The sequence below is a fragment of the Stenotrophomonas sp. TWI169 genome, from assembly GCF_039674705.1.
GTDB classification, from domain to species: domain Bacteria; phylum Pseudomonadota; class Gammaproteobacteria; order Xanthomonadales; family Xanthomonadaceae; genus Stenotrophomonas; species Stenotrophomonas maltophilia_P.
Genome location: NZ_JBDJOB010000001.1, coordinates 369,188 through 381,546, shown reverse-complemented (window position 1 = coordinate 381,546; position 12,359 = coordinate 369,188). Strand labels below are relative to the sequence as shown.

Below are 12,359 nucleotides of genomic sequence, written 5' to 3'. Positions count from 1 at the left end.
GTCAGTGTGCGCCTGTGGCGTGCGCGCTGCCCCGATGGCCGGGGCGTGCCAGCAGCAGGTGTGAAACGCCGATCGAACGTTCCAGGAAGCCGCCCTCGCAGTAGGCCAGGTAGAACTCCCACAGACGGCAGAACCGGGCGTCGAACCCCTGCGCATGCACTGCGGGAAGCTGTGCGAGGAATCGCTGGCGCCACGCCCGCAGCGTGAGGGCATAGGAATGGCCGAAGTCCTGCTGCGCCAGCAGCTGCAGATCGCTGGCACGGGTCTTGGCGGCCATGATCGCGTTGATGGAAGGGATGAAGCTGCCGGGGAACACGTGGCGTTTGATGTAGTCCACGCTTCGGCGCGCCTGCTCATAGCGGTGGTCTTCAATGGTGATCGCCTGCAGCAGGGCCAGCCCGTCCGGCTTGAGCAACCGTTGCAGGGTGGCCATGTAGGTGTCCAGATACTGGGCGCCGATCGCTTCGATCATCTCGATCGAGACCAGCTTGTCGTACTGCCCGTCGAGGTCGCGATAGTCCTTCATCAGCAGGGTGATGCGATCCTCCAGGCCCGCGGCGCGCACCCGTGCCGTGGCCAGCGCATGCTGCTCGGCGGAGATCGTGGTGGTAGTGACATGGCAGCCGTAATGCTGCGCGGCATGCAGTGCGAACCCGCCCCACCCCGTGCCGATCTCGACCACCCGGTCTCCGGGTGCCAGGCGCAGCTGCTGGCAGATGCGATCGAGCTTGCGCCGCGAGGCGTCCTCGAGCGTGTCCTGCTCGCTGGCGAACAGCGCCGATGAATACATCAGGTCCGTTGACAGGAACAGGGCGAAGAAGTCGTTGCCGAGATCGTAGTGAGCCGCGATGTTGCGCCGGCTGCCTTCGCGGCTGTTGCGGCGCAGCCGGTTCCAGCCGCGCAGCAGCCAGCCGCCGATGCGTGCCGGGCCACGTTCCATGCCGTCCAGCAGATCGCGGTTGCGCACCAGCAGGCGTACCAGCGCAACCAGGTCGTCGCATTGCCAGTCGCCATGGATGTAGCTCTCGCCTGCGCCTACGCTGCCTTGTGCGGCGACTTTGCGGTAGAACGCCGGGTCATCGATGGTCACAGTGACATGCAGTTCCCCCGCAGCGTCGCCCAGCAGTGTTTCGCCGAGGGCATCCCGTACCCGCAGCTGGCCTTCGCGCAGCGGCGCAAGCTGGGACAGCAGGCGTTGGCGCAGGTATGCGTCGAGCGCGCCGGCCCGGGGCATGGCTGCCGATGGAGTCATCTCGTTCATCGCGGTTTTCCGGCAAGTGAGGGGTGGTCATGGACAGGGTTGCGCTTGAGCCACAACCGCAGCGCATGCCAGTGAATCGCCGCAACGACCTGCACGGTCATCAAGGGATACAGGGTGAGCACCTTCGCCAGGCCGCGCCCGTCCAGCGGTCGTCGCTGCATGTGCTGCGTGGCGTCGAACTGGCGCACGCCCTCCTGCAGAACCTGCATGTGGACCCTGAGGTCCTCGCCGGGCGTGCTGAACCGCCAGTCGTAGGTGCAGTCCATCGCCATGAAAGGCGACACATGGAAGCGTTTCTGGAACTGCCAGCGCAGTGAGCCCGGCTCGCTGGCCGCTTCTGCCACTGACAGGACGTAGGCGTGGCGCTCTTTCCAGGGTGTATTGGTGATGTCGGCCACGATGCAGTCCAGTGTGCTGCCGTCAGGCTGGTAGCAGTAATAGAAACTGACCGGGTTGAAGACGTGCCCGCCGAAGCGCAGATGGGTCAGCAGGCGGATGGGGCCCGCCGGGCGATGACCCCGCACGCCTGCGACATGGCGGCGGACCGCCTCGGGAAGCGGCATCGAGGGGGCGCCGAAGTAGTCGCTGCGCCGGAACTCCGCCAGATTGCGGCGGTTCAAGGACCACAGCCATCGTCCGGCAAAGATCGTGTCCAGCTCGTCGAGATCAAGCAGCAGCTGCGCGACCGGGTAGCGGAAGGCGTGCGCGTGCGGCTGGTGCCTGCGGTGTATCACGTGGCCGAAGTAGAGGGCGCTGGCGCTCATGCGGCGGCCTCGTCCTGTGTCATGGGACGTGGCTGCGGCGAACAGGTCCGCATCGCGTCGACGACGCGACGGGCACTGCGGATGCCATCTTCGTGGAAACCCCACCCCCAATAGGCTCCGGCAAACCAGGTGTGGCGGCGGCCCTGTACGTCGGCCCAGCGCTGCTGGGCTCGGACTGCAGCATGATCGTGCACCGGGTGTGCATAGCTCATACGACGCAGTATGCGGCGTGGGTCGATCGCCTCGGTGCGGTTGAGCGTCACGACCAGCGGGATGTCGCCGGGCAGTCCCTGCAGCAGGTTCATGCAGTAGCTCACGGTGCAGGGAGCGGCGGGATCGCGCGGCACGTGCGCGTTCCATGCAGCCCATGCCTTGCGGTTGCGGGGCAGCAGGGATGCATCGGTGTGCAGTACGACGTCGTTGGGCTGGTAGCGGATGGCACCCAGTACGTCACGCTCGATCGGATCGGCATCGGCCAGCAGTGCCAGCGCCTGGTTGCTGTGGCAGGCGAGGATCACTTCATCGAATCCTTCCACGCCCGCAGCGCTGTGCACGCGCGCGCCCCAAGGCATCCGCTCGACGGCGAGGACGGGACACTCCAGGCGCTCGTGCACCCGCCAGCGGCGGCGCAGGGCGTCCACGTAGCGCGCCGAACCACCTTCCACCACGCGCCACGGCGCGCGGCCGGTCATCTGCAGCATCTGGTGGTTGGCCATGAACTGGGCCAGGTAGCGTGCGGGGAAGTCCAGGACGGTCGCCGTCGGCGACGACCACAACGCCGACGCCATCGGCAGCAGATGCTCGTCGACGAAGGCCTTGCCATAGCGCTGGCTGCGCAGATAGTCGCCCAGCGTTGGGCCTTCCCGCTCGGCCAGCAGCAGCGGCGCATCGCGATAGAAGCGCCGCAGGTCGGAGAGCATTCCCCAGAAGCGCGGCGAAACGAGGTTGCGTCGCTGGCAGAACAGGCCGTCCAGCGAGGTGGCGTTGTACTCCACGCCCGAACGCTCGCTGTGCATGGAGAAACTCATGGTGGTGGGCTGCGAGGTGACGCCCAGCTCGTCGAACAGCGCGCTCAGCAGCGGATAGTGCAGCGGATTGAACACGATGAACCCGGTGTCCACAGCCATCCGCGTCCCGCCCAGCTCGATGTCGTGGGTGTGGGTGTGTCCGCCGAGATAGTCGTTGGCCTCGAACAACGTGACGTCATGTTCGCCGTCCAGCCACCATGCACTGGCCAGACCAGAGATTCCCGAGCCGATGACTGCGATGCGCATGTCAGTATCTCGCCTTGTCCAGGACCCACGCAGGGATGGGTTTGAGCCCGCTGACCAGCCGCAGGGCGGCCATTGCGCGCAGCCCGTACCAGGTCATGTCCACCTCCCACCAGCGGAAGCCCTGCCTGACCGAGCCGGGAAAGAAGTGATGATTGTTGTGCCAACCCTCGCCGAAGGTCAGCAGTGCCAGCCACAGATTGTTGCGGCTGTCGTCACGGGTATCGAAGCGGCGCCGGCCGAAGCGATGCGCCAGCGAGTTGATGGTGACGGTGGCATGGAACAGGACGACGGTGGAAACGAAGAAGCCCCAGACCAGAAGCTGCGGCCCGGACGTGTGCAGGCCGGGCGCTGCCCGTTCGAGCAGTTCGCCCAGTACATAAAGGCCTGCCGCCAGCAGTACCGGCACCGCGATGTCGAAGCGGTCCAGCCAGCGCAGTTCCGGGAACCGGGCCAGATCAGGCACCCGGGCAAGGTCTGTGGTGAACGCCTCGCGGGTCAGGAACCAGCCCATGTGACTGCGCCAGAATCCGCGCTGGCGTGGGGAATGGGGGTCCTGCGGCTGGTCGGCGTGGCGGTGGTGATGCCGGTGGTGCGCGGCCCACCACAGCGGGCCGCGCTGCACGCTGGAAGCGCCGATCACCGCGAATACGAACTGCACCCAGCGCGGCGCCTGGAAGGTTCGATGCGAGAAGTAGCGGTGATAGAAAGCGGTGATCGCAAACATCCTGATCGCGTAGAGCGCAGCTGCCACGGCCACGGCGATCCAGGACACCCCCACCCAGATCACGCCGAGGCAGGCCAGGTGCATCAGTGCGAATGGCACCGCGCGCAGCCAGTCGATCCGATCCGCACGCCCACTGTCGGTGTCCATTGCAGTGCCGGCGTCGAACCAGCGCCGGATGGTGCTCAGAAGGCGTTCGCGTCGGCTGCGGAGGGGCGCTGCGGAAGCCATGGGGCGGATCTCGAGAGAGGCGTGTGTTTCTCTACGCAGCAGGGCGGGAAATGGATGCGCCTCGTCGCAGATTCTTCGTCTTCCTGTTTGTCTTCACTTCGCCGTAACGGCGCACCCGGCGACCAGAGGCCGCGCCCACGCCTGCTGCCACTGGCTGTCCGGCTGGGGCGCAGGCGGGCTGTCGAAGCGCACCACCACGGCGGGGTAAGTGCCACGTGCATCGCGCAGGTTGCTGGTGCCGCGGAACTCCAGCAGGCGACGATCGGCCTCGGCGTAGACCAGTGACAGGCGTGGGGCCACGCCGCCATACCAGGTGTCCAGCTGGACCTCGAATGACTGTGCAGCCAGCCCGCGCCAGCGGTTCGCACCACGCCAGCTGACCTTGACCGGATAGAAGCGCTGGCGCCCGGGGACGAGAAAGGGCAGGGTCACCTCGGCTCCCTGCAGCAGCGGTGTCCAGTGCTGGCGCACGGCCGCATCGAAGCCGGCATCGACGACTGCACCGGCAGGCGCTGGCAGGCGTGCCTGCCGCGATGTGGACGAGGCACTCTCCTTCCACGAGATGCGGACTGCATCGCTGGACATCTCCACGTCAGCCTGCTGACCGGAGCGCTGGTCGAGCAGCCGGTAGCCGCGCGCCAGCGGTCGATCCGTGGCCGCCATGTGTTTTCTTGCAAAGGGCTGGCCGTCCGGGCACAGGTACTGGACCCAGCGCTCGGCGCCTTCCGTGGCGCCCCGCTGCCAGTGCATCTCGCGGTAGGCCACCCGGCCATCCGGCAGGGTGGCGATGCCCTCGTTGTGCAGCAGGGTGGCCGAGAGTGCGTGGCAGGGCAGGCACAGCAGCAGGAGAGTGATGCGCATCGAAGGCGCTCCGGCGGGATGTGTTCTGGCATACGCGGCAGGGCCGTTGCTGGATGCAGGTCGGTGCTGCATCCAAATGGGCCCGTGGCCCGTACTCAGGACAGACCTTCACCAGCCCGCCGCGACCGCAGATGTACCCTGACGCCGCCAGCCCTCCCGTTCCCTTCGACACCGCCCGCCTCGTGTCCAGTTCCCAGCAGCCCAGCACTGACGCACTGAACTGGACCGGTGACATGGACGCGGTGGCGCGGTTGCGCGACCGCGACTGCTTCATGCGCATCTATGACCACTTCATGCCCAGGTTGTGCGTCTATCTGCGCGGACTCGGCGTGCCGGATGCCGTGGCTGAAGAGCTTGCGCAGGAATGCCTGTTGAAGGTGTGGCTGCGCGCTGGAGACTACGATCCGGCGCAGGCGGCACTGAGTACATGGCTCTACCGGATCGCCCGCAACCTGCATATCGACCGGGTCCGGCGCGAGCGCAGCTGGATGCAGGTCCAGGCGGCCGTCGAAGAGGCCGCTGCCGCGGACCTGGTCGAGCGCAGCAGCGCCGAGCAGTTTGCCGACCATGCACGGCTGCGCCAGCGCATCAACGAACTGCCGGCCGTGCAGGCGCGCATGGTCCGTATGTCTTACTTCGAGGCCAAGAGCCACGGTGAGATCGCCTCCATTCTGGGCATGCCGCTGGGGACCGTGAAGTCGCATCTCCGCCGCGCATTCCTGCGCCTGCAGTCGCGGATCGGAGGTGCGCAATGAGCCCGCACCACCATCTGCACGAATCGACGTTGATGAGTTATGCAGCCGGCGCACTGCCGGCGCCACTGAGCATCGTCGCCGGCACGCATCTGGAGCGCTGCCCGGTGTGCCGGCAGCGCCTGCGGGAGGCTGAGGCGATCGGTTCGGCGCTGCTGGAACACACCCAGCCTGCGCTTGCCGAAGACCGCCGGGACGCCCTGCGCGAGGCCATGCTGGCCCATCTGTCCTCGCAGGCGGTCTCAGCAGCGGCCGAGCCATCATCGCCGCGGGAGGTGCCGCATGAACGGCCTGAGGCTGATCCGGACTACCTGCCGGCATCGCTGCACCCGTATTTCGGCAGGTCACTGGCAGCGCTGCGTTGGCGCTGGATCGCGCCTGGCGTGCACTGCATCCGGGCCGAACAGATGCCATCGTTGATCATGCTGAAGATCGCCCCCGGAAAGTGCCTGCCGATGCACAGCCACGGACAGAGCGAACTGACGCAGATCCTGCGCGGTTCCTACAACGATGCGTTGGGCCTGTTCGCGCCTGGCGATGTCGCGGATCTTGACGAGGACGTTGAGCACCAGCCGGTGACGGCGCCGGGCGTGCCCTGCATCTGTGTGTCCGCGCTGGATGCCCCGCTGGTGTTCAGTGGTTGGCTGGCGCGCCGCATCCAGCGTTTCGTGAAACTCTGAGCCCCGTGGACAGTCACGCCGCCCCTGGCCGCATGAAGCTGCTCGTTGCCGGTGCAACAGGGCTGGTGGGGCAGGGCGTTGTCCTGGCCTGCCTGGAATCGCCCCGGGTGCAGCGTGTCACGGCACTGGTCCGCAGGCCGGGCAGCCGGCCGGGGCAGCAGGTCGCCGAACTGCTGCTCGCCGATTTCCGGCAGGCCGCCGGCAGTGTGGACCTGTTTTCGGGATTCGACGCCTGCCTTTACTGCGCCGGAGCGCCGCCGGTGGGAACCCGCGAAGCCGAGTACCGCGCGGTGACCTTCGATGCCACGCTTGCCGTGGCTTCGGCGTTCGCCCAGGCATGTCCGCAGGGGCGCTTTCTGTACGTGTCCGGGGCTCATGCTGATCCGCAGAGCCGCATCATGCCATTGCGGGTGAAGGGGCAGACCGAACAGGCGCTGGCCCGCTTGCCGATCCGTATGGTGATGTTGCGACCAGGCGGTGTCCAGCCTGTTGCAGGTACAGGCACGGTGCATTCGTGGATGAAGCCACTCTATGGTGTCGGCGCCCCGGTGCTGGGGCTGGTCGCACGCATGGCCCCTTCCATCGCGACCAGCAATCTGGCCCTGGGGCGGGCGATGGTTGCACTGGCCGACATGCCACAGCCGCCGGGCGTCGTTGAGTGCGCGCAGATCAACCTGCTCGGAACCAGGCAAGGCCCCTGAGCCGACGCGCGCCCCGGTCCGTCAGCTGGAGGACGCCAGCACGCCGCGGATCGATTCGGCCAGATCGGCGCGCGTGAATGGCTTGCTCAGCAGCGCCGCAGAGCGGCCCGCGCCCCCGGGGGCGTCATGATCGCGCGGATAGCCGGATGTGAACAGAATCGCCACCTCAGGCCAGCGCTCCCGGACTTCGCGACCCAGTTCCCAGCCGGACATGCCGGGCATCACGATATCGGAGAACAGCAGATCGATGCGCGCGTCCGGGCGTTCCAGCAGGCGCAGCGCGGACGGCCCGTCATGTGCCTCCAGCACGCGGTAGCCCAGCTGGCGCAGGGCGTCGACGGTGTATGCGCGGACATCGTCATTGTCTTCAGCGACCAGGATGGTCTCGCCGCGCTGTTCATAGCCGGCCAGGCCCGCTGCCGGCGCGGGAGATTCACAGGGCAGTGGCAGCGGCGAGCGCGGGAACATCATGGTGATGCTGGTTCCTCCGCCCTCCACGGAGTCGATCAGGACGTGGCCGCCGGACTGCTTGACGAAACCATGCACCATGGAGAGCCCCAGGCCCTTGCCACGCCCCACCTGTTTCGTGGTGAAGAACGGCTCGAACACCCGCGCCAGCGTATCGGCCGGCATGCCGTGGCCGTTGTCGCGGACGCGCAGCATCACGTACTCGCCCGGAGCCGCATCGGGGAACAGGGCGGCATAGTCGCCGTCGAGATGGCTGTTGTCGATCTCGACCTTCAGCCTGCCGCCGCTGGGCATCGCATCGCGTGCATTCACCGCGAGGTTGAGCACGGAGGCCTCCAGCTGCGCGACGTCCAGTTCCACGCACCAGATGCCGGCAGCCGTGCTGATCTCCAGTCGCACCAGCTCGCCCAGCGCCCGCTGCAGCATGTCCTGCATTCCGAGCATGCAGTCGTTGAGATTGACGGCCTGGCTGCGCAGCGGCTGGCGGCGCGCGAAGGCCAGCAGCCGCTGGGTCAGGCTTGCCGCGCGCGAGACGCCCTTCAGGGCGTTGTCCAGTGCGCGTGTGGTCGCCTCGGCCGACGCTCCAGGATGGCCGCTCAACAGCATCGCGTGCTCGACGTTGCCGGAGATGACCGTCAGGATATTGTTGAAGTCATGGGCGATGCCGCCGGTCAGCTGCCCGACGGCCTCGATCTTCTGCGCCTGCCGAAGTGCATGCTCTGCCTGTAGTCGTGCGGTGGTCTCCACGGCTTCGGACACCACCGCGGTGACCTCGCCGGCGCCGTCCTGCAACGGACGGAATGAAACGTCGAAACTTCGCCGGCCGGTGGGCAGCTCCAGTTCGAGCGAGTGCAGGGAGCTGCGCCCACTTACGGCATCGGCAACCGCCTTGTCGATCACCTCGCTCATTCCGGGCGTGGTGGTGAACCAGGGCGTCTGCCAGTAGGGGGTATCCACAACCTGCGCCTTCTCGGCCAGCACCGCGGCCAGCGAGGCGACGTTGGCGTCGACGACACGCCCGGACAGGTCAAGCAGCACCTGATGCTGGAAGCTGGACTCGAAGATGGACTGCAGACGTCGCTTGCTGGCCCGGAGCTCGGCGGTGCGCGCCTGAACCTGCCGCTCCAGCGACTGGTTGTCCTCGCGCAGGGCCAGTTCGGCGCGCTTGAGCTGGGAAACGTCGCTGCCCACGCAGATGTAGCCGACCACGCGGCCATCGGCTGCGCGCTCCGGTACGCAGTCCATCTGTACGAAGCGTGTCTCACCGCTGCGATGGGCAAGACGTGCCTGGAAGTTGGCGCGCTCTCCCTGGAGGACCTGCTGCAGGCTGGGCAGCGCCTCCTCGAAGGCTGAAATCCCGCTGATCTCGCGCGCAGTCCGTCCCTGCAGCTCGGCCAGGCTTACCCCGTGCCAGTCGAGAAACGCACGGTTGGCGAAGCGGAAGCGGTGTTCGTGATCGAACTGCGCGATCAGCGCCGGAACCACGTCGGTGATCTGCTGCAACTGCGCCTGGCTGTCATTCAGCGCCGCCTGGGCCTGGGCCAGCTCGCCACGCTCGTGGGCCTCCTGCCGTGCACGCCGTATCGCGTCCGGCAGTCGTTGCAGCCGCTGCTTCACCACGTAGTCGCGCGCGCCACGGGTCAGGGCCTGCACCGCCAGTTCTTCGGTAAGCGTGCCGGAAACAAAAATGAATGGCGTATGGGGGACGCGTTCGCGCGCCAGGGCCAGGGCCGCATCGCCATCGAAGCCGGGCAATACATGATCGGCGAGGATGACGTCATGCGTGCCGCTGTCGATGGCATCGAGGAAGCCCCGACGCGTCCATACGCGCTCCGCCTCGAAATCCAGGCCGGCCCGCAGCAGCTGGGCGGAGATTAGCTCCGCATCGAGTGCGCTGTCCTCCAGCATGAGGATGCGCAGGCGCTCGCCGCGGTCGGTGATATCACCCATGGTGGTGTCCCGAGCCGTTCGGGCGATGCGGCGGCGGTTGATTGGTGATTCCCCAGAACATGCCAAGACCCTGGATCGCGTCGAAGAATTCCTTGAAATCCACGGGCTTGACCACGAACGCGTTGACCCCTAGTTCATAGCTGCGGATCAGATCCTGCTCCTCCCGCGACGAGGTCAGCATCACGATCGGGGTGCTGCTGAGAACGGGATCGCCACGAACCTGCTCGAGCACCTCCAGTCCATTGACCTTCGGCAGCTTGAGATCGAGCAGCACGACCACGGGGCCGCCATGGCGGGCACCGGAAAAGGCGCCCTCGCATCGCAGATAGTCCAGCGCCTCGGCGCCGTCACGCACATGGATGACATCATTGAGCAGCTGGCAACGCGACAGCGCGGCCAGGGTCAACTCAGCATCCTTGGGGCTGTCCTCGACAAGCAGGATCGGCCGCAGGTCCCTCATTGAACATCTCCAGAATGCAGGGGCAGGGTGAAATGGAGGGTGGCGCCTTTGCCCGGCTCGCCCTCGGCCCAGGTGCGGCCGCCATGGCGGCCGATGATGCGGCGCACGTTGGCCAGGCCGATGCCGGTACCTTCGAATTCCTCGACATGGTGCAGCCGCTGGAACACGCCGAACAGCTTGTCCACATAGCGCATGTCGAAGCCGCAGCCGTTGTCGCGCACAGTGAAGACATCCTCGCTTTCCGAGCGCTCGTGCGCCACTGCGATCACCGCGTGCGTGCGCTCGCGGGTGAACTTCACTGCATTGGACAGCAGGTTCTGCCAGACCAGGCGCATCATGGTGGGGTCGGCCTCAACCTGGGGCAGGTCCCCGATCTGCCAGTGGACGTCGCGTCCGTGGTATTCGAACTCCAGCATCTTCCGCACATCCTCCACCATGGCTGCCATGTCGATGCGTGCGCGACCCAGCGTCGAGCGGCCCATCTGGGAGAAGCTCAGAAGATCATCCACCAGCGTGCCGGCCGATTTGGCCGAATCAACGATGGTGTCGAGGAAACGCCGCTCGGTCTCGTTCAAGCGCTCGGCTGCCGAGCTGCCCAGCAGTTCGGAATAGCCCACGATATGCCGGAACGGGGCGCGCAGATCATGGCTGATGGAATACGAGAACGCTTCCAGCTCCTTGTTGCTGCGCATCAGCTGCTCGTTCAGTTCGGCCATCTCTTCCGCCTTGCGCAGCACGATGTCGACGATGGCGTTGCGCATCTCGAGCGCCGCATCGCAGTCGGCCTCGTTCCACGGCAGGCTGCGCTGCTGCACGGTCTCTTTCCATGCCTCGAATGAATGCCGTGGCGACAGGGCGTCGCTGCCGCCTGCGCTCTTGCGTGGATCGCCACCCCATCTGACCGTGCGTACCACCTCTGGGCGGAACCACATCAGGTAGCTGTCATGCAGCTGGGAGATGGATACGGCGATCACGCCGCTGGCAACATCGCTGAACTGCTCCGCAGGCGGCCAGGCCGCGGTCAGATGATCGGTGACGTACATTTCCTCGCCCACGTGCGCGGTCGCGAGCCACTGTGCCAGCGCAAGTACCTCCGGATTCCCGGGGCATTGGCCCAGGCGCACGCAGTCGTTCCTGTGCACGATGGCCGCGCCCTGCGCGCCGGTCAGTGAAAGCAGGCTGTCGGGGTCGCGGCGGAGCGCGGCCATGAAGTCCTCGTCGCCGGCCATGCGGCCCAGCAGCTTGACCAGCAAGGACCGGCGCCCGACCCGTTCCTCCACGGCGCGTGCGCGCTGCTTCAGTGCGATCTGCAGCGACAGGATCTGCCCCATGAACTCGCAGGCCGTGCGCACGTGATAGGGCAGCCGGCGCGGCTGTGCGCTGTGGCACGACACCAGCCCCCACAGCTGTCCCTCGTGGATCAGCGAGACCGACATCGATGCTGCCGTGCCCATGTTGCGCATGTACTGCAGGTGCACCGGCGAGACGCTGCGGAGCGTGGAAAGGCTCAGGTCGGTGGGCGTGGCCTGGCGATGATGCCCGGCCCGCACCAGGGGCACGGGCGTGTAATCGCAATCGGCGATCAGCCGCACCCGGTTATGCAGATACAGGGCGCGCGCCTGCGCCGGAATATCCGATTCCGGGAAGCGCAGATCAAGATACGAAGGCAGGATGCCGTTGCCATCTTCGGCCACGACGGTTCCATTCCAGCCGGCGTCGAACTGGTAGACGAGGGTACGGTCGAATCCGGCGATCCTGCGTATGTGCGCAGCCGCCAGCTGGCAGAGATCCTCGACCGTCGCGGCCCCCTCGATGGCGAGCATCAGTTCGCGGATCGCGGGGTACAGCTCCTCCAGCGAGGCGGGTTGACCGGCAACGGGGGCTTCCAGTTCGATCAGAAGATCGTCATCTGAACGATGCGCGAGCAACTGGTGGCGCCCCAGCCCATCCAGGTGGACCGCGCCCAGGTGCAGCGTGCCGCCGGGTGCGATGTGCCGCAGGCGATGTACGAAGGGGCCGATCACACCGCCCAGTGCGTTCTCGACATGCTGCATCAACGGATCACCGTACTGGCGCAGCGCGATGGGCTGGCTAACGGCACATTCCCGCACCAGCAGCGTCAGCGGATCCAGCACCAGCAGCACGCCGTAGGGCTGGATGGCGCCCGGTGTGTGGATGGGTTCCCGCGCACAGTCCGACAGTGCATCGTTCCAGGTGCGATCAGCGGAAGGCATCA

General features: G+C 66.6%; 11 protein-coding genes. 3 read left to right on the top strand and 8 right to left on the bottom strand.

Annotation, left to right across the window (positions count from 1 at the left end):
• Position 1 precedes the first annotated feature (1 nt).
• From ABE543_RS01565 to ABE543_RS01545, 5 genes are all read right to left on the bottom strand, one after another.
• Positions 2-1,261, bottom strand: coding sequence for a cyclopropane-fatty-acyl-phospholipid synthase family protein (locus tag ABE543_RS01565; RefSeq protein ID WP_180875144.1), 1,260 nt, complete (start codon positions 1,259-1,261; stop codon positions 2-4).
• Positions 1,258-2,025, bottom strand: coding sequence for a DUF1365 domain-containing protein (locus ABE543_RS01560; protein WP_346475191.1), 768 nt, complete (start codon positions 2,023-2,025; stop codon positions 1,258-1,260). Before ABE543_RS01560 ends, ABE543_RS01565 begins: the two co-directional genes overlap by 4 nt.
• Positions 2,022-3,299 carry an FAD-dependent oxidoreductase gene (locus ABE543_RS01555; RefSeq protein ID WP_193396567.1) on the bottom strand — a complete coding sequence of 426 codons (1,278 nt, stop codon included), beginning with the start codon at positions 3,297-3,299 and terminating at the stop codon, positions 2,022-2,024. The genes ABE543_RS01560 and ABE543_RS01555 overlap by 4 nt, the downstream gene beginning before the upstream one ends.
• A gap of 1 nt (position 3,300) precedes the next feature.
• A complete protein-coding gene (locus ABE543_RS01550; RefSeq protein ID WP_164152110.1) occupies positions 3,301-4,251 on the bottom strand; it encodes an acyl-CoA desaturase in 951 nt (316 codons plus the stop codon).
• Positions 4,252-4,344: 93 nt separating this feature from the next.
• A complete protein-coding gene (locus ABE543_RS01545; protein WP_128988607.1) occupies positions 4,345-5,112 on the bottom strand; it encodes a hypothetical protein in 768 nt (255 codons plus the stop codon).
• A gap of 131 nt (positions 5,113-5,243) precedes the next feature.
• Between ABE543_RS01545 and ABE543_RS01540 the strand changes: the two genes are divergently transcribed.
• The 3 genes from ABE543_RS01540 to ABE543_RS01530 are packed head-to-tail and all read left to right on the top strand — an operon-like array spanning position 5,244 to position 7,245.
• Positions 5,244-5,867 (top strand): sigma-70 family RNA polymerase sigma factor, encoded by a 624-nt coding sequence (locus tag ABE543_RS01540; protein WP_065182216.1) that lies wholly within the window; start codon positions 5,244-5,246, stop codon positions 5,865-5,867.
• Entirely contained in the window at positions 5,864-6,544 is a 681-nt protein-coding gene (locus ABE543_RS01535; RefSeq protein WP_193396570.1) for a ChrR family anti-sigma-E factor, read from the top strand. Before ABE543_RS01540 ends, ABE543_RS01535 begins: the two co-directional genes overlap by 4 nt.
• A 32-nt stretch (positions 6,545-6,576) precedes the next feature.
• Positions 6,577-7,245, top strand: coding sequence for an NAD(P)H-binding protein (locus ABE543_RS01530; RefSeq protein WP_346475214.1), 669 nt, complete (start codon positions 6,577-6,579; stop codon positions 7,243-7,245).
• A gap of 21 nt (positions 7,246-7,266) precedes the next feature.
• On the opposite strand, the gene ABE543_RS01525 is transcribed toward ABE543_RS01530, so the two are convergent.
• The 3 genes from ABE543_RS01525 to ABE543_RS01515 are packed head-to-tail and all read right to left on the bottom strand — an operon-like array spanning position 7,267 to position 12,357.
• Positions 7,267-9,663: a response regulator gene (locus ABE543_RS01525; protein ID WP_346475190.1), complete on the bottom strand. Its 2,397-nt coding sequence runs from the start codon at positions 9,661-9,663 to the stop codon at positions 7,267-7,269.
• Positions 9,656-10,123 carry a response regulator gene (locus ABE543_RS01520; protein ID WP_053518529.1) on the bottom strand — a complete coding sequence of 156 codons (468 nt, stop codon included), beginning with the start codon at positions 10,121-10,123 and terminating at the stop codon, positions 9,656-9,658. Before ABE543_RS01520 ends, ABE543_RS01525 begins: the two co-directional genes overlap by 8 nt.
• Positions 10,120-12,357 (bottom strand): ATP-binding protein, encoded by a 2,238-nt coding sequence (locus ABE543_RS01515; RefSeq protein ID WP_346475189.1) that lies wholly within the window; start codon positions 12,355-12,357, stop codon positions 10,120-10,122. The genes ABE543_RS01520 and ABE543_RS01515 overlap by 4 nt, the downstream gene beginning before the upstream one ends.
• Positions 12,358-12,359: the final 2 nt, after the last annotated feature.